The following is a 21,931-nucleotide window of genomic DNA, read 5'->3' as shown; positions in this document are numbered from 1 at the left end:
CGCATGAAACTCCGTATCTTCGTCACGCTCAAGCCCGGCGTCCTCGATCCGCAAGGTCGCGCCATCCACCACGCGCTCGGCAGCCTCGGCTTTCAGGGCGTGGAGGATGTCCGCACCGGCAAGCTCATCGAGATGGAGGTCGCCGACGACGCCACGGACGACGCGATCGACGGCATGTGCCGCCAGTTGCTCGCCAACACCGTGATCGAGAATTACCGGGTGGAGCGCGCCTGATGAAGACCGCCGTCCTCGTCTTCCCCGGCTCGAACTGCGACCGCGACATCGCCGTCGCGCTGCGGGACGTGACCGGCACGGCCCCGGCGATGGTCTGGCACGGGGACAGCGAACTGCCCGATAATGTCGGCCTGATCGCTGTTCCCGGCGGCTTCTCCTATGGCGATTACCTCCGCTGCGGCGCGATCGCTGCGCGGTCGCCGATCATGCGGGCGGTCGTCGACGCCGCGAACAGGGGCGTGCCGGTGTTCGGCGTCTGCAACGGCTTCCAGGTGCTTACGGAGGCGGGACTGCTGCCCGGCGCGCTGATGCGCAATGCCGGTCTGAATTTCGTGTGTCGCGACGCGCGGCTGACGGTCGGTGATGCCGACAGCGCCTTCACCCGCCTGTACGACGCGGGCGAGGCGATCACCGTTCCCGTCGCCCACCACGACGGCAATTATTTCGCCGACGACGCGACGCTCGACCGGCTGGAGGGCGAAGGCCGCGTCGCCTTCCGCTACGCCGACGACGTCAACGGCTCCGCGCGCGCGATCGCGGGCATCCTCAACGATCGCGGCAACGTGCTCGGCATGATGCCCCATCCCGAACGTCGCGTCGAAACCGCCCATGGCGGCACCGACGGCCGCCGCCTGTTCGAGGGATTGTTGGAGACGGTGGGGGCCTGAAGAGGGTATTCCGGTCGCCGTGGAGGGACACGGGGATTGGACGCCGCATTGGACCAACCTTGGCTCAACCTTCCACCTACACCCGCGTCCTGAACGGCGTGAAATCCGTCGACCGGTCGAACACGTCGACGCCCTCCACCCGCTTCAGGCAGCCGACGATCGCGTAGGTCACCGGCGTCAGCAGCACCTCCCAGCCCACTTTGAGCGCCCATTGCGTGAACAGCACGGTCACGACCAGATCGGTCGTCCACCCCGTCGCTCCCCAAAACGCCAGCGGGTAGAAGATCAGGCTGTCGACCCCCTGCCCCACGACGGTCGATCCGATCGTCCGCATCCACAGATGCCGGCCCCCGGTCTGCACCTTCATCCGCGCCATGACATAGGCGTTGACGAACTCGCCCGCCCAGAAGGCACAGACGCTCGCCAGCACGATCCGCGGCACCTGCCCGAAGATCACCGCATAGGCCGCCTGATTGCCCCAGCTCGGTGCGGGCGGCAGCGCCACGACGACCCAGCTCATGAACGCCATGAACAGCACCGCGACCGTCCCCGCCCAGATCACCCGCCGCGCCCGGGCATAACCATACACCTCCGTCAGCACGTCGCCGATCACGTAGCTGAGCGGAAAGAACAGGATGCCCGCGCCGAACGGCCACTCGCCGACCAGCGGCAGCGTGACGACCGCCACCTTGCCCGCGCCGATGACGTTCGACAGCAACAGGATCGCGACGAACGCCGCCATCACGAAATCGAAATAGCGGAACGCATGCGTCCCGGCCCCGTCGCCAGCCCCCTGATCCATGCGCGTCGGTATGAAGCCGGTTCCGTCCCCGCGCAATCCGCGCTACCGGGATCGCCGGGCGCCCGTAGTTCAACTGGATAGAGCACGAGCCTTCTAAGCTTGGAGTTGCAGGTTCGAGTCCTGCCGGGCGCGCCATTCCTTTCCGGTACCGGCGACGACGATGACGTCTCCGTTAAGGTTTGACGGCTAGAGCGAATCGCAGAGCAGCCCGCCAGTATCCTGCGGTGCCGCTCGGCGCTCCGCCTTGCTTGAGTCACTACGGGACGGGCGGAGCGCCTTCCCCGCTTCCCGTGGACGGGATTGAGCGATGTTCTTGCGGACCGTCGCCCGACCCGCCAATGCCGCGGGCCGGTGGCCGTGGGGAATCGATGCACCGTATCTGCTACATGAGCCGGGCAGCGCTGTCGGGAGAGGTCGATCTGGACGGCATCCTGACCGTCTCGCGACTCCGCAACGGAACGGACGGCATCACCGGCCTGCTGCTGGCGGACGGGACGCGCTATCTTCAGGCGCTGGAGGGTGAGGCGGACGCGGTTCGCGCCTGTTACGCCCGGATCGCGCAGGACGACCGCCACTGCGACATCGTCACCGTCGCAGACGAGGCGATCGCACAGCGGCAGTTCGGTACCTGGTCGATGGACTATCGCGATCCCGGCCTCGTCTCGCGGGATGATTACAAGGCGCAGACGTCGCTCAACGTCGCCGGCGTCACGGATATGTGGCTGCGCGCGATGTTCGTCGGCTTCGCGGTACTGTCACGCTGAACCGCGCGAGCGACTCGCCATGCCGGCGACACCCACCAGAACCGCCGTCGACATCAGGATCGCAGCGACGAGGCCGCCGATCGCGAGCAGGCCGCCGCTCGTCACCGTCACGTCGAGCGTCATGCCCGCCCGTCGCCCGGCCTTGACGGACAGCCGGGCCCGCTGACGCGTCGTGCCTCCGTCCGATACCTGATCCTTCGATGCCGTCATGATCCGTGAACGCAGCCGGATCGATCGGGTTCAGGTGAGTCGCAGCTAGGCGGATCGGTGGAACGCGGTTAGACCATCTGGATATCCATCTCCGGCCCGTCGACATCCGTCGATCGCCACGAAGCAATGAGGCTGCACAGAATGAGCGACACCGGCAATGGCCGCTCGACGGTGGAACGGGCGCTCTCGATCGCGCGCACCGGCACCGCCCGATCGATCGCCGACATCCGGACGCAGCTTCGCAACGAAGGCTATGACTCCGTCGAACCGGAAACCGCCGGCCAGTCGATCAAGGTCCAGCTGAAGAAGCTGATCGCCGCGCGACTGGCGGAGAGCGGTACGCCCTGACCGATCGTCCGCCATCGCGGCAGCAACGGACGGTTGACCTGCATGGCGATGTTATACGATATAAGATCGCGTCAGGAGAATGATATGCCGATCGATCGCCGGGAGTTGATGCTGGGGGCGGCCGCGTCGGCATGGGTCATGCCGCGAGCGGCACTGGCGGCGACCAAGGCCCGATCCGCCAAACCCCTTCCGCTGGCCGCCGTCCGGCTGCGTCCCTCGGACTATGCGACGGCGGTCGAGGTCAACCGGCTGTACCTGCATCGGCTCAGCCCCGATCGCCTGCTGCACAACTTCCGCAAATACGCGGGGCTGCCCCCGAAAGCCGAGATATATGGCGGATGGGAGAGCGATACGATCGCCGGCCATACACTCGGCCATTATCTGACCGCGCTGGTCCAGACCTGGGAGCAGACCGGCGACGGCGAGATGCGTCGGCGCGCGGATTATATCGTCACGGAACTGGCGGAGGCGCAGGCGAAGCGCGGCACCGGCTATGTCGGCGCGCTCGGCCGCAAGCGAAAGGACGGGACGATCGTCGACGGGGAGGAGATCTTCCCGGAAATCATGAAGGGCCAGATCAAGTCGGGCGGGTTCGACCTGAATGGCGCGTGGTCGCCGCTCTACACGGTCCACAAGCTGTTCGCGGGACTGCTCGATGTGCATGCCGGCTGGGGCAACGCACAGGCGATGACCGTGCTGGTCGGCCTCGCCGGCTATTTCGAGCGGGTGTTCGCGGCGCTGGACGATGCGCAGACGCAGGAGGTGCTGGGCTGCGAATATGGCGGCCTGAACGAGAGTTATGCGGAACTCTACGCACGCAGCGGCGACAGGCGCTGGCTGGCGATGGCGCGCAAATTGTATGATCGTCGCGTGCTCGATCCGCTCGCCGCACGCGAGGACAAGCTGGCCAATTTCCACGCCAATACTCAGGTGCCCAAGCTGATCGGCCTCGCCCGCCTGTACGAGCTGACCGGCGAGGAGAAGGACCGCACCGCCGCCACGTTCTTCTGGGATCGGGTGACGGGGCATCACAGCTACGTCATCGGCGGCAATGCCGACCGCGAATATTTCACCGCGCCGGATACGATCGCGCAGCACATCACCGAACAGACGTGCGAGCATTGCAACACCTACAACATGCTGAAACTGACGCGGCATCTGTACGGCTGGCAGCCGGACGGCGTATTGTTCGACTATTACGAACGCGCGCATCTGAATCACGTCATGTCCGCGCAGGACCCGTCGACCGGAGGCTTCACCTACATGACGCCGCTGATGACAGGCGCGCCGCGCGAATATTCGACCGTCAAGGACGATGCCTTCTGGTGCTGCGTCGGCTCCGGCATGGAAAGCCACGCCAAGCACGGCGAATCGATCTTCTGGGAGGACGATGCCGGCGGCCTGATCGTCAACCTCTACATTGCCGCTGATGCCGATTGGGCGCGGCGAAAGGCGAAGCTGACGCTGGACACCCGCTACCCGTTCGAACCGGAATCGCGGCTGACCTTCACCCGCGTCAAGGCCGGCCGCTTTCCGGTGGCGTTGCGGGTACCGGGCTGGGCGGCGGGGAAGGCCGTGGTGACCGTCAACGGCAGCGCGACGACGCCGATGTTCGAGCGTGGTTACGCCATCATCGATCGCCGCTGGATCGCGGGCGACACGGTCGCGATCACGCTACCGCTGGATCTGCGGATCGAGGAGGCATCGGGCGATGCCGATACGATCGCGATCCTGCGCGGACCGATGGTGATGGCCGCCGATCTCGGCCCCGCCGGCGTCAAGTGGGACAAGGCGGACCCGGCTCTCGTCGGCAGCGACCTGCTGGCGGCCTTTACGCCGGCCGCGGTGGCGGGCCGCTACGCGACGCGCGGGATCGGCCGCCCGGGCGATCTGGAGTTCGCGCCGTTCTACAAGCAATATCAGCGACACAGCGCGACCTACTTCAAACGCTTCAGCGACGCCGCCTGGGTGCGTCAGGAAGCCGCGTTCACTGCCGAACAGGCACGCCTGAAGGACATCGCCGCGCGCTCCGTCGACACGATGTTCCTCGGCGAGATGCAGCCGGAGCGGGATCACGGCCTGACGTCGGAAATCTCCTATCCCGTCGCCTATCGCGGACGGAACGGGCGCGATGCGCGCTCCGGCGGCTATTTCGAATTCGGGATGAAGACGAAGCCGGGTCCGCTGGTGTTGCAGGCGACCTATTGGGGCGACGAACGGTCGCGGACCTTCGACATCCTCGTCGATAACGTGAAGGTCGCGACGCAGACGCTGAACGCCGACAGGCCCGGCCAGTTCTTCGACGTCGACTATCCGCTGCCGGAGGCGCTGACCCGCGGCAAGCAACAGGTGAAGGTCAAGTTCCTGCCCCATGACCGCAGCAGCGCCGGCCCGGTGTTCGGTGTACGCCTCTACACCGTCAAAGCCGGCGAGATGGCATGAGCGACGACGTGCGGATGACACTGGCGGAGGTGCGCGCCCTCGCCCGCAGCAAGCTGCGCGCCGCCGGTCTGGCGGGCGACCATGCCGACGCGGTTGCCGAGACGATGGTGGCGGGCGAGCGTGACGGGTGCGCCAGCCATGGCATCTATCGCCTGCTGGTCGCGGTGAAGAGCCTGAAGGCGCGCGTCGTCGTCCCTGACGCAACCCCTGTCGTGTCGCGACCGCGCCCGGCGCTGGTCCGCGTCGACGGTGGCGGCGGCTTCGCGCAGCTCGCGTTCGAACGCGGCCTGCACCCGCTGGTCGAGGCGACGCGCACCCACGGCATCGCCGCCCTGGCGCTGACCAACGTCGTCCATTTCGCCGCGCTCTGGCCGGAGGTGGAGGCGATCGCAACGCGGGGTCTCGCCGCCCTCGCCTTCACGCCCAGTCACGCGTGGGTCGCACCGGCCGGCGGCACGAAGCCGGTGTTCGGGACCAACCCGATCGCGTTCGGCTGGCCGCGGCCGGGCGCGCATCCGTTCGTATTCGACTTCGCGACCAGCGCCGTCGCCCGGGGCGAGATCGAGCTTCACCGCCGCGCCGGCAAGGCCGTGCCCGACGACTGGGGCTATGACGCCGCCGGCCAGTCGACGACGGACGCCGCCGCGGTGCTGGACGGCGCGATGCGGACGTTCGGCGGGCACAAGGGATCGGCGCTGGCCGCGATGGTCGAGCTGCTGGCCGGGCCGCTGATCGGGGAGATGACCAGCGCCGACTCGATCGCGGCGGACGACGGGCGCGGCGGATCGCCGATGGGCGGCGAGCTGATCCTCGCGATCGATCCGGCCGGCTTCCTCGGCGACGCGGTGGCGGAACACATGGTGCGCGCGGAGGCGATGTTCGCCGCAATCGAGGAGCAGGGTGCCCGCCTCCCCTCGGCGCGCCGCTACGCCGCGCGCGCCGTCAGCGAAGCGGACGGCGTCATGATCCCGCGCGCGCTGTACGACGACATCACGACTTTGGGAGACGCGGCATGAAGCATGGCATCCTTCTGGCGCTCCTGCTCGCCTCCGCCGGCCATGCGGCGCAACCTGCCGCCACCAGCGCCGACGCGCGCCTGAAGGCGCTCTACACCGCCGAATATGCGTGGCGTCAGCAACAGGAGCCGGCGGGCGAGGAAAATCCCAACGCCCCCGCGATGCGATTGCCCGATGTCGGGCCGGCGGCGCAGGCGGCGAAGCTCGATCGCTGGACGAAGATCGCAGCGGCGCTGCGCGCGATCGATCCGAAGACGCTGTCCGCCAAAGAGCAGGTGAACTACGCCGTCTACAAGGCGCAGATCGACGCGTTGCTCGCCGAACAGCAATTCCGCGAATACGAAAAGCCGCTGAACGCGGACAGCAGCTTCTGGGGGGATATCCAGTCCTCGGCGCGCGACCCGCTCAAGACGGAGAAGGCGTACCGCGACTATATCGCGATGCTGCGCGACATCCCGCGCTATTACGACCAGCAGACCGGCAACATGCGTGCGGGTCTGAAACGCGGCTTCACGCAGGCCCGGATCACGCTGGAGGGCCGCGACGCCGACGTCGCGAAGGTGGCGGACGCCGGCAGTCCGGAGGCGTCGCCCTTCTACGAACCGTTCCGGACGATGCCCGCAGTCATCCCCGCCGCGACGCAGGCCCGGCTTCGCGCCGACGGTGTCGCGGCTGTTCGCGATGCGGTGGTGCCGGCGCATGCGAAGCTGCTCGCCTTTCTGCGCACCGAATACATTCCCGGCTCGCGCACCGCGCTCGACGCCTATGGCCTGCCGGACGGTCGCGCCTATTACCAGTCGAAGATCGCCGAATACACGACGCTGAACCAGACGCCCGAACAGGTCCACGCGATCGGCCTCGCGGAGGTCGCGAAGATCCGCGCGCGCATGCTCGACGTGATGCGGGAGGTGAAGTTCCAGGGCGACCTGCCCGCGTTCCTGACCTTCCTGCGCACCGATCCGCGCTTCTACCCGAAGACCGCGCAGGACCTGCTCGACCGGGCGGCGTGGATCGCCAAGACCTTCGATGGCAAGGCATCTCAGTATTTCGGCCGGCTGCCCCGCATGCGGTTCGCGATCAAGCCCGTGCCGGAGGCGATCGCGCCGTTCTACACCGCCGGGCGCGGCGGACCCGGCGTGTATCTGGTCAACACCTACAATCTGCCGGCGCGGGCATTGTACGCGATGCCGGCGCTGACCCTGCACGAAAGTGCGCCGGGACACGCGTTCCAGATGCCCTTGTCGATGGAGAACAAGGACCTGCCGGCGTTCCGGCGCGACAGCTACATCTCCGCCTACGGCGAGGGCTGGGCGCTGTATTGCGAGGCGCTGGGCGAGGAGATGGGGATGTACGAGACGCCCTACGACCGGTTCGGGATGCTCAGCTACCAGATGTGGCGCGCGGCGCGGCTGGTGGTGGATACCGGCATCCACGCCAAGGGCTGGACCCGCGAACAGGCCCGCGCCTTCTTCCACGACAACACCGCCCTGTCGGATCACGAAATCGGCACGGAAGTCGACCGCTACATCGCATGGCCGGGTCAGGCAGTCAGCTATTACACCGGCGAACTCGCGATCCAGGCGGCGCGCGCGAAAGCGGAGAAGGCACTCGGCCCAAAGTTCAACATCCGCGCCTTCCACGACGCGGTGCTGGAACTGGGATCGGTGCCGCTGCCGGAGATCGATCGCCGGATCGACCGCCTGATCGCCGAGGGCGGCAAAGGGCCGTATCCCGACGACGAGAAATAGGCGCGGGCACCACCATACTCCCCCGTCGGGGGCGTGGAGCAGGCCGGCGTCCCCGCTTTATCCGAACGGCTCATCGATCGAGGGTTGCGGCTGCGTGAACCACGCCGCCCCTGTCCCGGTGACGTGGAAATGATCCTCCAGGCGGATGCCGTAACGCCCCGGCACCACGATCATCGGTTCGTTGGAAAAGCACATGCCCGGCGCCAGCTCGGTCGTGTCGCCCCGCACCAGATAGGCCGGCTCGTGGATCGCCAGACCGATCCCGTGCCCCGTGCGGTGCGGCAACCCGGGCAGGCGATAATCCGGCCCCAGCCCCCCGTCCTCCAGCACCGCCCGGGCCGCCGCGTCGATGCTTTCACAGGTCGCGCCGGGGTGTACGGCGGCGAAGGCTGCGGCCTGTGCGCGGTGCTCCAGATCCCAGGTCGCGCGAATGTCGGCATCCACGTCGCCGAACGCATAGGTCCGCGTCAAATCGCTGTGATAGCCATCGACGAGGCATCCAGTGTCCACCAGCACCAGTTGCCCCTCCTCCAGCTCCTGATCGCCCGGCAGACCATGCGGAAACGCGGTGGCGAGCCCGAACTGGACCGCGCAGAAGGTCGACCCCGCCGCACCGACCGCGCGGTGCGCGTCGTCGATGAACCGCTTGACGGTGCTGGCGCGGATACCGGGCGTCAGGATGCGCGATGCACGGCGATGCACTTCCAGCGTCATGGCCATCGCCTGACGCATCAGCGCCAGTTCGGCGGGCGACTTGATCCGGCGCAGTCCGTCGATCACCGGCGCGCCGTCGGTCACGCGGCGCGAGGCGCGCACGCGCTCCGTAATCATGAACGGCAATAGCGGGTCGAGCGCGATCGTCGCGGTCGGACCGGCGGCATCGGCGACCAGCGCGACCGGGTCTTCATGCTCTTCCCACAACAGCACGTCGGCATCGATCGCCAGTTCGGCGTCGAGCGATCCCCGTTCGAACGCGGGGCAGATCATCGCCGGTGTGCGACCAAGCCGGATCAGCAATGCGACCAGCCGCTCGGTCGGCGACCAGCTCACCCCGGTGAAATAGCGCAGGCTCGGCCCGGCGGTGACCAGCAGCGCGTCGGCACCGATCGTCGCCAGTGCCGCCTCCGCACGCGCGATCCGCGCGCGCCGTTCCTCGACGGCGATGCGCGGCGCCTGCTCGGCCCAGGGGGACAGCGCCGCCAGTTCGGCGGCGATGGTCGATCCGCCCACGCTCATCGGCGGTCTCCGAACCGGGCGAGGTCGAACGGCGTGATCGGCATGAACGGTTCCTTTCCGGCGACCAGAGCGGTCACGATTTCGGCGGTGATCGGGGCCAGCGTCAGACCGAGATGCTGGTGACCGAACGCATATAGCAAATTGGATGCGCGCCGCGACCGGCCGATCGCGGGCAGATAATCCGGCAATGTCGGACGCGATCCCATCCAGCGCGCAAAGGGCGCGCTCATCGGCAGACCCAGGGCGGCGACATGCTGCTCAAGCCGATCCCATTTGCGCGGATCGGCGGGCGCATCGGGATCGCCCAGTTCCACGAAGCTGGACGCCTGAACCCGGTCGCCATAGCGCGTGACGATCAGCGACCGATCCTCGAACACCACCGGCGGCAGGTCGCGCGGCCAGCGATCCGCGGCGGCGCGGATATGATAGCCGCGCTCGGCGATCATCGGCGCGCGGTGGCCCGCCGCCTCCATCAGCGCCCGGCTGCGGACGCCCGCCGCGACCAGTACGAGGTCGGCGTCATGTCCCGCGACCCGCGCGCGCCCGTTCTCGACGATCACTGCAGCATTGTCGCGGACGATGCTTCCGCCCCGGTCGACCACCGCCGCCTCCAGCCGCTCCGCCAGCAGCGACAGATTGGCGATCTGACCGCTACCCGCGAAGCGGATCGCGCCGACCACCTTGTCCGTGATGGCGGCGAAGGCGACGGGATCGATATCGGCGACACTGGCGATACCGGTGTCCGCCGTGTGCCACGCGGCCCGACCCGCGGCGACGCTCGCGGCACGTTCCCAGCCAACGAGATGCCCGTCCTCGCGCACGAGGTCCCCCGCGACGGACCGCCGCCACGCGGGCATCGCCTCCGCCAGCAACGCGCCGAGCGCGGCGCTTCCCGCCCGGAAACCGGCCGGACGTGCGGCCATCATCATCCGCAGCGCGAAGGGCAGCCATGTCGACGCCATTGCCGGCGGCAAGGCAAGCGCACCACCGCGCGCGAACAGCCGCCGTGGCGCGGATCGGATCGCGGCGATTGACGCCAGCGGCGCGACCTGCTCCACGGCGATATGGCCGGCGTTGTTCCACGAGGATGCCTCCCGTGCGACGCTGGCGTCGAGGACAGTGACGCGATGACCCTGCCCCGCGAGAGCCGCCGCGCTGCTGAGACCGACCACACCGCCGCCGATGATGATGATGCGTTGCAACGAAATCTCCCCTTGCCGACCCCCTGACACTTTCGTATACGATTTTCAACAGCAGCTTTTGGGATGATGAGATAATGACGATCGGTTGGAAGGGTGTGTTCCCGGCGGTAACGACCCAATTGCGCGAAGACCTGTCGATCGATCTGGCCGACACGCAACGCGTCGTCGACGATCTGATCCGCGACGGCGTCACCGGCGTCATCGCGCTCGGCACGGTGGGTGAGAACAACTCGCTGGAATATGACGAGAAGGTCACCGTGCTGTCGGCGATCGTGGAGGTTGTGGCGGGCCGCGTCCCGGTCATCACCGGCGTGTCCGAATTCGATACCCGCCGCGCCGTGCGCTATGCGCAGGCCGCCGAAAAGGCCGGTGCCGATGGCCTGATGCTGCTGCCGCCGATGGTCTACGTGCCCAAGGCGCAGGAGCTGGTCGCGCATTTCAAGGGCGTGGCGGAGAAGACCGCGCTGCCGATCATGCTCTACAACAATCCGCCCGCCTATCGCACGGTGATCGATCAGGAGGTGCTGACCGCCCTGATCGACGTCGCCAACATCGTCGCGGTCAAGGAATCCGCGCCCGACACGCGCCGCTTCACCGACTTCCGCAATGCCTTTGGTGACCGGTACGTGCTGTTCGCCGGTCTGGACGACGTCGCGCTGGAGGGGCTGTACCTCGGCGCGCAGGGCTGGGTATCGGGCCTGACCAACGCCTTCCCCAAGGAATCGGTCGAGCTGGTCCGCGCGTTCGAGCGTGGCGACCATGCCAAGGCGATGGAAATCTATCGCTGGTTCATGCCTCTGCTCCATCTCGACGCCGAACACGACCTCGTCCAGTCGATCAAGCTGGCGGAGCAGGTCATGGGTCGCGGGTCGGAGCGGGTGCTGCCGCCGCGCTACGTGCTGGAAGGCGCGCGCCGCGCCGAAGTGATCGCGATGGTCGAGCGGGCGGCGGCGACGCGGCCCGATCTCGGCACCACGGCGGATGTGGCGAAGGCGGCGTAGCCCACCGATGCGCCACACCTTCTTCTGCATCGACGGCCACACCGCGGGCAACCCGGTGCGGCTGGTGGCGGGCGGTGCGCCGCTGCTGAAGGGCGCATCCATGTCGGAACGGCGTCAGGATTTCCTGACCCGCTTCGACTGGATCCGCACCGGCCTCTGCTTCGAACCGCGCGGGCACGACATGATGTCGGGCGGATTCCTCTATCCGCCGACTCGCGCCGACACCGATATCGGCATCCTGTTCATCGAGACGAGCGGATGCCTGCCGATGTGCGGGCACGGCACGATCGGCCTGGTCACGTTCGGGCTGGAACACGGCCTGATCCAGCCGGCCGAACCCGGCCGGTTGCGGGTCGAGGTGCCGGCGGGCATCATCGACATCGCGTACGAGCGGGATGGCGACAAGGTCACCTCCGTCCGCATCACCAACGTCCCGGCCTATGTCGCGGAACGTGGCATCGCAATCGACGTGGAGGGGCTCGGCCCGCTGACCGTCGATGTGTCCTATGGCGGCAATTACTATGCGATCGTCGAACCACAGGGCGGCTACACCGGCCTCGACGATCTCGGCGCGAGCCGCCTGATCGACCTGAGCGCCAAGGTACGCGCGGCGGTCCGCGAGCGCTACGAGCCCGTCCACCCGCTCGATCCGACGATCCGCGGCGTCAGCCATGTCCTGTGGGCCGACGCCCCCCGCGCGAACGATGCGGACGGGCGCAACGCGGTCTTCTACGGCGACAAGGCCATCGACCGCAGCCCGTGCGGCACCGGCACCTCCGCGCGGCTGGCACATCTGGCCGCACAGGGGCGATTGAACGTCGGCGACCGCTTCGTCCACGAAAGCTATATCGGCAGCCGCTTCATCGGGCGCGTGGAGGCAGAAACGACGCTTGGCGACCGTCCCGCGATCGTCCCGTCGATCGAGGGATCGGCGGTCAGTACGGGATTCAATACGATATGGATTGATCGCGCCGATCCGTTCTGGGAAGGTTTCCAGGTCACGTGACGACGGTACCGCTACCGCCCGTCACGCCCGGGAGGTTTACCGCATGAGCATCGTCGTCCGCACCCTGTCCGAACGCGTGTTTGAAGTCGTGCGCGAACGGATCGTCATCGGCCGGCTGCCCGGCAACACGCCGATCCGTCAGGACGCGCTCGCGGTCGAACTGGGGGTCAGCAAGATTCCCCTGCGCGAAGCGCTGGCCCGGCTGGAACAGGAAGGGCTGATCGTCAGTCAGGCCAATCGCGGCTATTTCGTGCAGCCGATGACGGCGCAGCAGGCGGACGAGATCTACGCGCTACGCCTGCTGGTCGAACCCCGCGCCGCCGCCGATGCCGCGATGATCGCCAACGAAGACGAACGTGCCGCCGCGGTCGAGGCGTTCAGGACGCTGGATCACGCCGCCGGCACCGATCTGGCCGCCGTCGCGGTCAGCAACCGCAATTTCCACACCGCGCTGGTCCGCCCCGCCGGCAAGCTGCTGACGACCCAGTTGATCGAGCGCCTGTCGATCCTCGCCGAACGCTATGTCGTCGCCCACCTGCAACCGGCGGGTCGCGAGTCGCGCGCGCATCAGGAGCATCAGGCACTGCTGGATGCGTGGCTCGCACGCGACGCCGCGAGCTTCGAAACGCTGTTGACCGGCCATATTCAGGCGACGCTGGACGATCTAAGGCAACAATTCAGCGCCGCCACCTGAGCGGCGCACAGGGGGGACGACGATGCTGGGACCGGTCAAATCGCTCGATGCGGTGACGCACCACGACAAGGGGGAAGCGCTGGCCAAGACGCTGAGCTGGCCTCACCTGATCGCGCTGGGGGTCGGCGCGATCGTCGGCACCGGCATCTACACGCTGACGGGAGTCGGTGCGGAGCGGGCCGGCCCCGCGGTGATCCTCGCCTTCGCGATCGCCGGTGCGGTCTGCGCCTGCGCCGCGCTCGCCTATGCCGAACTCGCGACGATGATCCCGGCCGCGGGCAGCGCCTATACCTTCAGCTACACCGCCCTCGGTGAAACCGCGGCGTGGGTCGTGGGCTGGAGTCTGATCCTCGAATATTCGCTGGCCTGTTCGACGGTCGCGGTCGGCTGGTCGGGCTATCTCGTCGGCTGGATCCAGTCGGCTGGGATCGTCCTGCCACAGGCCCTGCTCGTCGGGCCCCATGCGGGCGGGATCATCAACCTGCCCGCCGTGCTGGTCGCGCTGGCCGTGATGGGCATGTTGATCGCGGGCACGCGGGAAAGCGCCACGCTCAACATCGTGCTGGTGATCGTAAAGCTCGTCGCGCTCGCGGTCTTCATCACCTTCGCCCTGCCGGCGTTCAACGCCGACAATCTCCACCCCTTCATGCCCTATGGCTTCGGATCGACCGAGATCGGTGGCGAGAAGCGCGGCGTGATGGCCGCGGCGGCAATCGTGTTCTTCGCCTTCTACGGATTCGACGCGGTGGCGACATCGGCGGAGGAAGCGAAGAATCCCGGCCGCGACCTGACGATCGGCATCGTCGGATCGATGCTGGTCTGCACCGTCATCTACATGGCCGTCGCGGTGGCGGCGGTCGGCGCCCTGCCCTTCACCCAACTCGCGAACTCGCCCGAACCGCTGGCGCTGGTGCTGCGCTCGCTGGGATCGCCGGCCGCCGGCCACCTGATCGCGCTGGCGGCCGTCATCGCCCTCCCCTCCGTCATTCTGGTGATGATGTACGGGCAGAGCCGCATCTTCTTTACGATGGCCCGCGACGGTCTGCTGCCGCGTGGTCTGGCGAAAGTGTCGCCGCGCACCGGCGCGCCGACGCTCATCACGCTGCTGACGGGCGTCGTGATCGCCGCGGTCGCCGGTTTCTTCCGGCTGGACGAGATCGCGGAACTCGCCAATGCCGGCACGCTGCTGGCATTTATCGCGGTCGGCGCGTGCCTGATGGTCCTGCGCAAGCGGGCACCGGACATGGCCCGGCTGTTCCGCTGCCCCGCGCCCTATGTCGTGGGCACGCTGGCGATCCTGGGCTGCATCTATCTGCTGTTCAGCCTGCCGGGATCGACGATCGTCCGCTTCCTGATCTGGAACGCGATCGGGCTGGTCGCCTATTTCGCCTATGGCCGCCGGCACAGCGTGCTGACGTCGAACGCCACCGCCTGACCGGTTTGGGGGACCAGAGCCAGCCACTCCCGCGGGGGTAGCCCGGCAGCGGTCCCCCGCAACGCCGCGATCGGCCCGCCATGCGTCACGACGATCGTGCGGCCGGGGGGCAATGCGACCAGCGCGGTCGTCACCCGGTCGGCGAGCTCCGTCGTCGTTTCGCCGCCGCCCGGCCGAAAGCTGTCCGGTGCATCGATCATGCCGTCCATCGCGTCGCCGGTGTCGCGATAGATCGCCGTCCACCGCCGCCCCTCCCATGTCCCGAAATCGCGTTCCGCCCAGGCGGCGTCGGCCGTCGCCGGCGCTCCGGTCGCCAGCGCGATCCGCGTGGCGAGAAGGCGGGTCCGGATCAGCCCGGAATGGACGATACGATCCGGCTTCCACGCCGCCAGTTCCTTTGCCAGCCGCCGCGCCTCCGCCGCACCGGTCCGGCTCAATCCTGCGTCGGATCGCCCGTAACACCGCCCTCGCCAGCGCAACGCCACCGCCGTGTGGCGAACGAGCAGGATCATCGCAAGGCCGTCGCCGCGAGCAGCAGGATCAGTTGCCCGGCATAGGCCGCGAACCCCAGACAGTCGCCGGTGCTTCCCCCGATCCGCCGCAGCAGCAGCGCCCGGAAGCAGCCGAGAAACAGCAACGCCGCAGCCCATGCCGCAAGCAGCCGCATGGGCTCCAGCAGCAGGAAGCCGACAAGCCCCGGCGCGGCGGTCGCCAGCGCCAACAGCATGGTCGATCGCCCGACCCGCCCCGCCACATCCTTGCCCAGGCCGCTTCCCACCGGCCGTATGACAGTCATCAGCCCCACTGCCGTCAGCCGTCCGAAGCACGCCGCCGCAACGATCGCCGCCACCGCCTGCCATTGGCCGACACGGACCAGATCCACGGTCAGCACGGCACGAAGTCCCACGGCCAGCATCAGCCCCAGCGCGCCGTAACTCCCGATGCGGCTGTCCTTCATGATCCTCGATACGTCGTCGGCGCCGTATCCGCCCCCGAACGCATCGCAGAAATCGGCGACCGCATCCTCGTGGAACGCACCGGTCAGCCGTGCCTCCACGACGAGGGCGATCGGCACGACCACGATCGCCGGCCACACCGATCCCGCCGCGACCACGATCGCCGCGGTGACGCAACCGACCAGCGTTCCGACCAGCGGGAACCAGCCGACCGCCCGGATCAGCCCCTCCCGCGCCTCGCCTGCCGACAATCTCGCGGTGATGGGCACCGGCACGCGCGTCAGGAACTGGAGCGCGAGCAGCGGCGGTGCCCACCACCGCATGTCAGGCCCCGATCTCGGCCAATGTCGCCACGCCGGACAGCAACGCCGCCGCGCTGTCGAGCAGCGGCAGCGCGACCAGCGCGCCGCTACCCTCCCCCAGCCGCATGTCCCATTCCAGCAGCGGCTCCAGCCCGAGATGCGCCAGTGCCACGGCATGCCCCGGCTCGGCGGATCGATGCGCGGCGATCATCGCGGCGGCGGTGCCGGGCGCCAGCCGTTCGGCGATCAGTGCGCCCGCCGTCGCGACATAGCCGTCGAGCAGCAGCGTCGCACCGCCGCACGCGCCGGCCGCGAAGAACCCCGCCATCGCCACGATCTCGAACCCCGCCACCGCTGCCATCGCCGCCCGGAAGTCCTCGCTCGATGATGACCGGGCGCGAGCGACCGCACCACCGACGATCCGCATCTTGTTGGCCATCGTCGCGTCATCGGCCCCCGCACCGCGCCCGACCGCCTGATCGATCGACGCGTCGGCGAGCAGCATCGTCAGGGCAGCGGCAGGGGTCGTGTTGCCGATGCCCATCTCCCCCGCGATCAACACCCGGCATCCTTCCGCCAGCGCGCGTTCCGCCTCGTCGCCGCCGATCGCCCAGGCGGCATCGAACTGCGCAACGGTCATGGCCGGTCCGCCCGACAGATCGGCCGTCCCCTGCGCCACGCTGGCGTCGCGCGCGAAACCCGCGGTTATCGTCGGCGGATCGATCACCCCGACATCGACCAGCCGCAGGTCGCAATCCTGCGCCTTCGCCAGCGCGCTGCTCGTCGCGCGACCGGCGGCGATCGTCGCGACCATCATTCCCGTCACGGCGGAGGGCCATGCCGATACGCCGCTCGCCACCACGCCGTGGTCCCCCGCGAACAGCACGACGCGGCGCGGATGCGTGACCGGGTCGCAGCGCTGCTGCGTCAGCGCCAGTCGCACCGCCAGATCCTCCAGCCGCCCCATGCTTCCGGGTGGTTTCGCCAGCGCATCCAGACGCGCGCGAACGGTTTCGGCATCGATCATGCGGCCACTCCGGCAATAGTCAGAAGAGCGTCTATATCGACGTGGCTCGCCAGTTCCCCGGCAAGCTCGTCGAGCGCGGCATCGACGCGGTGCGCCTGATCGATGCCATCCGAAGTACCGAACCACGCGGCCCGCTGCTCCGGCCGGTCGAACAATCCATGGACGTAACAGCCCGCGACACGGCCATCCGCCGATACCGCGCCGTCCATACTGCCGTCCGCGAACCGCAGCAGCGACGCGGTGCCGGAGGCCCTGACGCTTCGCCCGACATGGATTTCATATCCGCGGAACGGAACGCCGTCGGCGATCGACGTTCCACCGACCTCCGTCAGCCTCTTGTCCCCCGTCAGGGTCGTCGTGACCGGCAGGTGGCCAAGCCCGCGCACCGTCTCCGCCGGCCCCTCGACACCGTCCGGATCGGCGATCGTCTCGCCCAGCATCTGGTAACCGCCGCAGATGCCCAGCACGCGTCCACCCCGCCGGACATGACTGGCGATATCGATGTCCCAGCCCTGCGCCCGCAGGAAGGCGAGATCGGCGATCGTCGCCTTCGTGCCCGGTATGACGATCAGGTCCGCCTCGACCGGCAGCGTTTCGCCCGGCGGCACCATCAATAGCCGCACGCCGGGTTCGTGCAGCAGCGGATCGAAATCGTCGAAATTGGCGATCCGGGACAGCATCGGCACCGCGACGACCATCTCGCCCCCGGTGCGCGCGGCGCGATCCAGCACCACCGCGTCCTCCGCCGGCAGCCGCCGCGCCGCCGCCAGCCACGGCACCACGCCCAGCCCGCGCCATCCGCTCCGCCGCGCGATCTCGGCGTAGCCATCCGCGAACAGTGCGGGATCACCGCGAAACTTGTTGATGAGGAACCCGCGGATCATCGCCGCGTCGGCGTCGTCCAGCACGGCGCGCGTGCCGACGATCGACGCGATCACGCCGCCGCGATCGATGTCGCCGACCAGCACGACGGGCACGTCGGCCGCGCGCGCAAATCCCATATTGGCGATGTCGCCGCGACGCAGGTTGATCTCCGCCGGACTCCCCGCCCCCTCGACGATCACCAGATCGGCGTCGGCACGCAGCCGCGCCCAGGATTGCAGTACCGCATCCAGCAGCGTCGCCTTGCGCTGCTGGTATTCGCCCGCGCGCAGATTGCCCAGCACGCGGCCATGCACCACGACCTGTGCGCCGGTGTCCGACGATGGCTTGATGAGGACGGGGTTCATGTCGACCGTCGGCGAGGTGCGGCACGCGATCGCCTGCAACGCCTGCGCCCGTCCGATCTCACCGCCATCGAAGGTGACGGCGGCGTTGTTCGACATGTTCTGCGGCTTGAACGGACGCACGCGCAGCCCGCGATTGGCGAACAGCCGACACAGGCCGGCGACCAGCACCGACTTGCCCACGTCGGACCCGGTCCCCTGCAACATCACCGCGCCCATGCGACGATCCCCACCGACACCCAGAAAGCGAGACACGCGGCACGATACAAACGCAGCGCCCGCGTCAGGTCGCCCGCATCCGGCCGCGGCCCGCTGCCGAGCACCGCCCGGTGCGCCGGCTCCCCGTCATAGCTCACCGGCCCGCCCAGTCGCCGCCGCAGCACCCCCGCCATCGCCGCCTCCGGCCAGCCGCCGTTCGGCGACGCGTGCTTGCCCGCGTCGCGCAGCATCGTCCGAACACCGCCCCGCCCGACGATGCAGATCGCCATCCCTGCGATCCGCGCCGGTACGAAGTTCACGATATCGTCCGCCCGCGCGGCTGCCCAGCCGAATGCGCGATACCGATCGTCCCTGTGCCCGATCATCGAGTCCGCCGTGTTGATCGCCTTGCACGCCGCCAGCCCCGGCAACCCGGCGATCAGGAACCAGAACGCCGGCGCGACGACGCCATCGCAAAAGCTCTCCGCAAGGCTTTCGATCGCGGCCGTCGCAACCCCGGCCTCATCGAGCGGATGGACATCGCGTCCGACGATCATCGCCACGGCCGCCCGCGCGGCGGGCAGATCGTGCCCGGTCAACGGTCGCTCCACTCTCGCGAGATGATCGTGCAGGCTCCGCTGCGCCAGACCGGTCGCGGCGAGCAGGACCACCAGCCACCAAGGTGCAACCATCTCGATCGCATACGCGATGCCCGCCGCCACCCCGACCAGCACGACCAGCAACGCGACACCCTTGACCTGTCGCCCACGCCCATGATTCCACCGCGCCTCCAGCACCGCAATCAACGCGCCGCACCACGTCACCGGATGTCCGATCCGCGCGAACAGCCACGCCGGATAGCCCACCGCCACCTCGATCATCAGCGCGGCCAGCAACGGTTCCGGCCGCAACGCGATCACGCCAGCCGCCCGGTGGGGATCAGGAACCGTCGCCCGCCGGGGGTGACGCCGACATGCGTGTCGACGCCGTACGTCGCCGCGACCAGCGTCTGCGTCAGCACCCGATCGGGCGGTCCGAACGCCACGACGCGGCCGTCGCGCAGCAGCAGCACATCGTCCGCCACCCGGGCTGCGTGGTTCAGGTCGTGCAGCACGACGATCACTCCCGCACCCGCCGTCGCCACGCGCCGCAAGGCGTCGAGCCCGTCAAGCTGGTGCGCCGGATCGAGGTTCGCCAGCGGCTCGTCCGCCAGCAGCCATTCCGGCTCCCCCGCCAGCACCCGCGCCAGCAGCACACGCGCTCGCTCGCCCCCCGACAGCGTCGACACGCCGCGCGTGGCAAAGCCGGCCACGTCGGTCGCGGCCATCGCCCTCGCCACCGCCGCCCGGTCCGCCGGCGTCTCGCCCCAGCGACCACGATGCGGAAAGCGGCCCAGCCCCACCAGCGTCGCGACGTCGACGTTCCAGTGGACATCCGCGTCCTGCGGCAGATACCCGACCCGCCGCGCGAGATCGCGCCGCTCATACTCGTCGCGCGACCGCTCGTTCAACAGCACGCGGCCGCCGCTCGGCTGCATCAATCCGGAAAGGCAACTCATCAGCGTCGACTTGCCCGCGCCGTTCGGCCCCAGGATCGCGGTCACGCGACCGCTTGCGAACGCGACCGACACGTCGTCCAGCAGCCGCTTCTCGCCGATCGCGACCGACAGCGCTTCGACCGAGAGGCTCATGCCAGCCCCTTCCGCATCCGCAGCAGCAGCGTGAGGAAAAACGGGCCGCCCAGCATCGACATCACGATGCCGAGCCGCAGCTCGCTGACCGTCGGCGCGATCCGGACCAGCGCATCGGCCAGCGTCAGCAGCAACGCCCCGCCCAGAGCGGACGGCAACAGGATCGCGCCCGGCCGGTTGCCCGCGAACGGCCGCACCAGATGCGGGACCATCAACCCGACGAACCCGATTACCCCCGCCGCCGCGACCGACGCCCCGACCGTCAGCGCGGTGCCGGCGATCACCGCCGCCTGCAACCGCCGCGGATCGACGCCCATGCTGCGCGCCGCCCCCTCGCCCAGCGTCAGCGCGTCGAGCGACCGCGCCGTCGTCGCCAGCATCGCCGCACCGGCCAGCACGAGCGGCAACGCCAGCTTCACATCGTCCCAACTGCGATCGGTCAGCGCGCCGTTCAGCCAGGTGATGATCTCCGACGCGACGAACGGCGTCGGCGCGAGGCTGATCGCCAGCGCCGTCAGCGATCCGGCGATGTTGGTGATGACGAGGCCGGCCAGCGTGAACAGCACCAGACTGGCCGATCGTCCGGCGATCAGCGCCAGCAGCGCCATCGCCGTCGCCGCGCCCGCGAGCGCGAACATCGGCAGCAGCCACGCCTGCGCCGCGTAACCGAAATACAGCGACACCACCGCGCCGAACGCCGCGCCCGGCGACACGCCCAGCAGCCCCGGATCGGCCAATGGATTGCGCAGATACCCCTGCATCACCGCGCCCGACAGCCCCAGCGCCGCCCCGATCGTCAGCGCCAACACGGTGCGCGGCAGCCGCAGTTCGACGATGATGATCGATCGCGGGTCCGCGGCGGTCCATGCGTCGAGCGGCAACCAGACCTTCCCCGCCGCGACCGACAAGGCCGCGGCAGCGAGACAGCCGATCACCAGCAGCATGATGCCGAGCCGGTTCATGCCCTGATCCCCGCGCGCGTCGATTTCAGCACGCGCATCGCATCGATGATCGTCGGCCCGCCGCAGCTCAGCAGCCGCGTCGGATAGGGCGCGACGACGATATGCTTGGTCAGATCGCGGACCGCCCGGTGGCTGGTCATCCGGTCGCCCCCGACCTCCGCGGCTCCGACGGAAAACAGCACGCGCGGCGGCTTCGCGATCAGATATTCCAGCGGCAGCACGTCCCACTGCTTCAGGCCGTACACCGCGCTCATGTTGCGGAATGCTGCACGCGTCAGCAGGTCGTCGGCCAGCGTTCCGGTGCCCGGAACCAGGCCGCCGCCCTGCCAGATCAACGCCGGCACCGCCGCGCCGCGCACGGGTGTCGCGGCCGCCGCGATCCGCGCCGCCAGCGCTTCGCCGCGCGCGGCATGCCTGGTCTTCGCGGCGATGTCGCGCACCTGACTCACGCTCTCGGCGACGGTTTCGGGCACGGGATACTGGACCAGCGCGATGTTCATCCGCTTCAGCGCGGCGATCGTCGAGGGCGCGACGTGCGCGCCGCTCAGCACCAGATCGGGCCTGAGCGCGACGACCTCCTCGGCGGTGCCGGACGTCGCCTTGAACCGGTTGGCGAGCGCGACCGGGATCGATGTCGCGCGGACGTCCTGCGAATAATGGCTGATCGCCGCGATCTGCGACGGGTCGGCGACGCGCATGAGCACGGCGTCGATGCAGGGATTGATCGACACGATCCTCGGGGGCCGCGCCGGCGTCGCACCGAT

General features: G+C 68.8%; 23 protein-coding genes and 1 tRNA gene. 12 read left to right on the top strand and 12 right to left on the bottom strand.

Annotation, left to right across the window (positions count from 1 at the left end):
- Positions 1-3 precede the first annotated feature (3 nt).
- Both purS and purQ read left to right on the top strand, forming a co-directional pair.
- The gene (purS, locus tag ASG07_RS03725) at positions 4-234 is read left to right on the top strand and encodes a phosphoribosylformylglycinamidine synthase subunit PurS (RefSeq protein WP_055842289.1); all 231 of its coding nucleotides are present in this window, start codon (positions 4-6) and stop codon (positions 232-234) included.
- The gene (gene purQ / locus ASG07_RS03720; protein ID WP_055842287.1) at positions 234-902 is read left to right on the top strand and encodes a phosphoribosylformylglycinamidine synthase subunit PurQ; all 669 of its coding nucleotides are present in this window, start codon (positions 234-236) and stop codon (positions 900-902) included. Before purS ends, purQ begins: the two co-directional genes overlap by 1 nt.
- 76 nt (positions 903-978) lie before the next feature.
- Here the strand turns inward: purQ and ASG07_RS03715 are convergent, their stop codons facing one another.
- The gene (locus ASG07_RS03715; protein WP_055842285.1) at positions 979-1,704 is read right to left on the bottom strand and encodes a queuosine precursor transporter; all 726 of its coding nucleotides are present in this window, start codon (positions 1,702-1,704) and stop codon (positions 979-981) included.
- 58 nt (positions 1,705-1,762) lie between these two features.
- Between ASG07_RS03715 and ASG07_RS03710 the strand changes: the two genes are divergently transcribed.
- Both ASG07_RS03710 and ASG07_RS03705 read left to right on the top strand, forming a co-directional pair.
- Positions 1,763-1,839: transfer RNA gene (locus ASG07_RS03710), tRNA-Arg, on the top strand.
- 203 nt (positions 1,840-2,042) lie between these two features.
- Complete coding sequence (locus ASG07_RS03705) at positions 2,043-2,468, top strand: BLUF domain-containing protein (RefSeq protein WP_082474453.1); 426 nt, start codon at positions 2,043-2,045, stop codon at positions 2,466-2,468.
- Here ASG07_RS03705 and ASG07_RS03700 read toward each other — a convergent pair.
- On the bottom strand, positions 2,460-2,678 hold the full coding sequence (locus ASG07_RS03700) for a hypothetical protein (RefSeq protein WP_055842280.1): 219 nt from the start codon (positions 2,676-2,678) through the stop codon (positions 2,460-2,462). The two genes, ASG07_RS03705 and ASG07_RS03700, sit on opposite strands and share 9 nt — an antisense overlap.
- A gap of 141 nt (positions 2,679-2,819) precedes the next feature.
- On the opposite strand from ASG07_RS03700, the gene ASG07_RS03695 reads away from it, so the two are divergent.
- The 4 genes from ASG07_RS03695 (at position 2,820) to ASG07_RS03680 (ending at position 8,232) form a co-directional block, all read left to right on the top strand.
- Positions 2,820-3,026, top strand: coding sequence for a hypothetical protein (locus ASG07_RS03695; RefSeq protein ID WP_055842277.1), 207 nt, complete (start codon positions 2,820-2,822; stop codon positions 3,024-3,026).
- An 84-nt stretch (positions 3,027-3,110) separates the two neighbouring features.
- Positions 3,111-5,468, top strand: a complete 2,358-nt coding sequence (locus ASG07_RS03690) for a glycoside hydrolase family 127 protein (protein ID WP_055842274.1) — start codon at positions 3,111-3,113, stop codon at positions 5,466-5,468.
- Complete coding sequence (locus ASG07_RS03685; RefSeq protein ID WP_055842272.1) at positions 5,465-6,484, top strand: Ldh family oxidoreductase; 1,020 nt, start codon at positions 5,465-5,467, stop codon at positions 6,482-6,484. Before ASG07_RS03690 ends, ASG07_RS03685 begins: the two co-directional genes overlap by 4 nt.
- Positions 6,481-8,232 carry a DUF885 domain-containing protein gene (locus tag ASG07_RS03680; RefSeq protein WP_082474452.1) on the top strand — a complete coding sequence of 584 codons (1,752 nt, stop codon included), beginning with the start codon at positions 6,481-6,483 and terminating at the stop codon, positions 8,230-8,232. The genes ASG07_RS03685 and ASG07_RS03680 overlap by 4 nt, the downstream gene beginning before the upstream one ends.
- Before the next feature lie 57 nt (positions 8,233-8,289).
- Here ASG07_RS03680 and ASG07_RS03675 read toward each other — a convergent pair whose 3' ends face one another.
- Positions 8,290-9,468 carry a M24 family metallopeptidase gene (locus tag ASG07_RS03675; protein ID WP_055842269.1) on the bottom strand — a complete coding sequence of 393 codons (1,179 nt, stop codon included), beginning with the start codon at positions 9,466-9,468 and terminating at the stop codon, positions 8,290-8,292.
- Positions 9,465-10,670, bottom strand: a complete 1,206-nt coding sequence (locus ASG07_RS03670) for an NAD(P)/FAD-dependent oxidoreductase (RefSeq protein ID WP_055842267.1) — start codon at positions 10,668-10,670, stop codon at positions 9,465-9,467. The genes ASG07_RS03675 and ASG07_RS03670 overlap by 4 nt, the downstream gene beginning before the upstream one ends.
- Positions 10,671-10,744: 74 nt before the next feature.
- On the opposite strand from ASG07_RS03670, the gene ASG07_RS03665 reads away from it, so the two are divergent.
- Genes ASG07_RS03665 through ASG07_RS03650 form a run of 4 tightly spaced genes read left to right on the top strand, consistent with a single transcriptional unit; the run spans position 10,745 to position 14,806 of the window.
- A complete protein-coding gene (locus tag ASG07_RS03665) occupies positions 10,745-11,671 on the top strand; it encodes a dihydrodipicolinate synthase family protein (protein WP_055842265.1) in 927 nt (308 codons plus the stop codon).
- A gap of 7 nt (positions 11,672-11,678) precedes the next feature.
- Positions 11,679-12,677 carry a 4-hydroxyproline epimerase gene (locus ASG07_RS03660; protein WP_055842263.1) on the top strand — a complete coding sequence of 333 codons (999 nt, stop codon included), beginning with the start codon at positions 11,679-11,681 and terminating at the stop codon, positions 12,675-12,677.
- 43 nt (positions 12,678-12,720) lie between these two features.
- Positions 12,721-13,371 carry a GntR family transcriptional regulator gene (locus ASG07_RS03655; protein WP_055842260.1) on the top strand — a complete coding sequence of 217 codons (651 nt, stop codon included), beginning with the start codon at positions 12,721-12,723 and terminating at the stop codon, positions 13,369-13,371.
- A 22-nt stretch (positions 13,372-13,393) separates the two neighbouring features.
- The gene (locus tag ASG07_RS03650) at positions 13,394-14,806 is read left to right on the top strand and encodes an amino acid permease (protein WP_055842258.1); all 1,413 of its coding nucleotides are present in this window, start codon (positions 13,394-13,396) and stop codon (positions 14,804-14,806) included.
- Here the strand turns inward: ASG07_RS03650 and ASG07_RS03645 are convergent.
- From ASG07_RS03645 to ASG07_RS03610, 8 genes are read right to left on the bottom strand one after another with little or no spacing between them, the layout of a single operon-like run.
- Positions 14,761-15,318: a histidine phosphatase family protein gene (locus ASG07_RS03645; RefSeq protein ID WP_055842256.1), complete on the bottom strand. Its 558-nt coding sequence runs from the start codon at positions 15,316-15,318 to the stop codon at positions 14,761-14,763. The two genes, ASG07_RS03650 and ASG07_RS03645, sit on opposite strands and share 46 nt — an antisense overlap.
- Positions 15,315-16,085 (bottom strand): adenosylcobinamide-GDP ribazoletransferase, encoded by a 771-nt coding sequence (locus ASG07_RS03640; protein ID WP_055842253.1) that lies wholly within the window; start codon positions 16,083-16,085, stop codon positions 15,315-15,317. The genes ASG07_RS03645 and ASG07_RS03640 overlap by 4 nt, the downstream gene beginning before the upstream one ends.
- Position 16,086: 1 nt before the next feature.
- Positions 16,087-17,091 carry a nicotinate-nucleotide--dimethylbenzimidazole phosphoribosyltransferase gene (cobT, locus tag ASG07_RS03635; RefSeq protein ID WP_055842250.1) on the bottom strand — a complete coding sequence of 335 codons (1,005 nt, stop codon included), beginning with the start codon at positions 17,089-17,091 and terminating at the stop codon, positions 16,087-16,089.
- Positions 17,088-18,536, bottom strand: a complete 1,449-nt coding sequence (locus ASG07_RS03630) for a cobyric acid synthase (RefSeq protein ID WP_055842246.1) — start codon at positions 18,534-18,536, stop codon at positions 17,088-17,090. Before ASG07_RS03630 ends, cobT begins: the two co-directional genes overlap by 4 nt.
- Positions 18,524-19,432 (bottom strand): adenosylcobinamide-phosphate synthase CbiB, encoded by a 909-nt coding sequence (gene cbiB / locus ASG07_RS03625; protein ID WP_236694552.1) that lies wholly within the window; start codon positions 19,430-19,432, stop codon positions 18,524-18,526. The genes ASG07_RS03630 and cbiB overlap by 13 nt, the downstream gene beginning before the upstream one ends.
- The gene (locus ASG07_RS03620; protein WP_055842243.1) at positions 19,432-20,205 is read right to left on the bottom strand and encodes an ABC transporter ATP-binding protein; all 774 of its coding nucleotides are present in this window, start codon (positions 20,203-20,205) and stop codon (positions 19,432-19,434) included. Before ASG07_RS03620 ends, cbiB begins: the two co-directional genes overlap by 1 nt.
- Complete coding sequence (locus tag ASG07_RS03615; protein ID WP_055842240.1) at positions 20,202-21,167, bottom strand: FecCD family ABC transporter permease; 966 nt, start codon at positions 21,165-21,167, stop codon at positions 20,202-20,204. Before ASG07_RS03615 ends, ASG07_RS03620 begins: the two co-directional genes overlap by 4 nt.
- On the bottom strand, positions 21,164-21,898 hold the full coding sequence (locus tag ASG07_RS03610) for an ABC transporter substrate-binding protein (RefSeq protein ID WP_236694525.1): 735 nt from the start codon (positions 21,896-21,898) through the stop codon (positions 21,164-21,166). The genes ASG07_RS03615 and ASG07_RS03610 overlap by 4 nt, the downstream gene beginning before the upstream one ends.
- Between the last annotated feature and the right edge of the window lie 33 nt (positions 21,899-21,931).

It is taken from the genome of Sphingomonas sp. Leaf343 (assembly GCF_001423765.1).
Taxonomy (GTDB): domain Bacteria; phylum Pseudomonadota; class Alphaproteobacteria; order Sphingomonadales; family Sphingomonadaceae; genus Sphingomonas.
Note: the sequence above shows the minus strand (reverse complement) of the source record. Positions and strands in the feature narration are given on the sequence as shown.

Bases quoted from the DNA above. Each gene is read 5' to 3' on its own strand.
- purS (WP_055842289.1), top strand. From the start codon at position 4: ATGAAACTCCGTATCTTCGTCACGCTCAAGCCCGGCGTCCTCGATCCG.
- purQ (WP_055842287.1), top strand. From the start codon at position 234: ATGAAGACCGCCGTCCTCGTCTTCCCCGGCTCGAACTGCGACCGCGAC.
- ASG07_RS03715 (WP_055842285.1), bottom strand. From the start codon at position 1,704: ATGGATCAGGGGGCTGGCGACGGGGCCGGGACGCATGCGTTCCGCTAT.
- ASG07_RS03705 (WP_082474453.1), top strand. From the start codon at position 2,043: ATGCCGCGGGCCGGTGGCCGTGGGGAATCGATGCACCGTATCTGCTAC.
- ASG07_RS03700 (WP_055842280.1), bottom strand. From the start codon at position 2,678: ATGACGGCATCGAAGGATCAGGTATCGGACGGAGGCACGACGCGTCAG.
- ASG07_RS03695 (WP_055842277.1), top strand. From the start codon at position 2,820: ATGAGCGACACCGGCAATGGCCGCTCGACGGTGGAACGGGCGCTCTCG.
- ASG07_RS03690 (WP_055842274.1), top strand. From the start codon at position 3,111: ATGCCGATCGATCGCCGGGAGTTGATGCTGGGGGCGGCCGCGTCGGCA.
- ASG07_RS03685 (WP_055842272.1), top strand. From the start codon at position 5,465: ATGAGCGACGACGTGCGGATGACACTGGCGGAGGTGCGCGCCCTCGCC.
- ASG07_RS03680 (WP_082474452.1), top strand. From the start codon at position 6,481: ATGAAGCATGGCATCCTTCTGGCGCTCCTGCTCGCCTCCGCCGGCCAT.
- ASG07_RS03675 (WP_055842269.1), bottom strand. From the start codon at position 9,468: ATGAGCGTGGGCGGATCGACCATCGCCGCCGAACTGGCGGCGCTGTCC.
- ASG07_RS03665 (WP_055842265.1), top strand. From the start codon at position 10,745: ATGACGATCGGTTGGAAGGGTGTGTTCCCGGCGGTAACGACCCAATTG.
- ASG07_RS03660 (WP_055842263.1), top strand. From the start codon at position 11,679: ATGCGCCACACCTTCTTCTGCATCGACGGCCACACCGCGGGCAACCCG.
- ASG07_RS03655 (WP_055842260.1), top strand. From the start codon at position 12,721: ATGAGCATCGTCGTCCGCACCCTGTCCGAACGCGTGTTTGAAGTCGTG.
- ASG07_RS03650 (WP_055842258.1), top strand. From the start codon at position 13,394: ATGCTGGGACCGGTCAAATCGCTCGATGCGGTGACGCACCACGACAAG.
- ASG07_RS03645 (WP_055842256.1), bottom strand. From the start codon at position 15,318: ATGATCCTGCTCGTTCGCCACACGGCGGTGGCGTTGCGCTGGCGAGGG.
- ASG07_RS03640 (WP_055842253.1), bottom strand. From the start codon at position 16,085: ATGCGGTGGTGGGCACCGCCGCTGCTCGCGCTCCAGTTCCTGACGCGC.
- cobT (WP_055842250.1), bottom strand. From the start codon at position 17,091: ATGATCGATGCCGAAACCGTTCGCGCGCGTCTGGATGCGCTGGCGAAA.
- ASG07_RS03630 (WP_055842246.1), bottom strand. From the start codon at position 18,536: ATGGGCGCGGTGATGTTGCAGGGGACCGGGTCCGACGTGGGCAAGTCG.
- ASG07_RS03620 (WP_055842243.1), bottom strand. From the start codon at position 20,205: ATGAGCCTCTCGGTCGAAGCGCTGTCGGTCGCGATCGGCGAGAAGCGG.
- ASG07_RS03615 (WP_055842240.1), bottom strand. From the start codon at position 21,167: ATGAACCGGCTCGGCATCATGCTGCTGGTGATCGGCTGTCTCGCTGCC.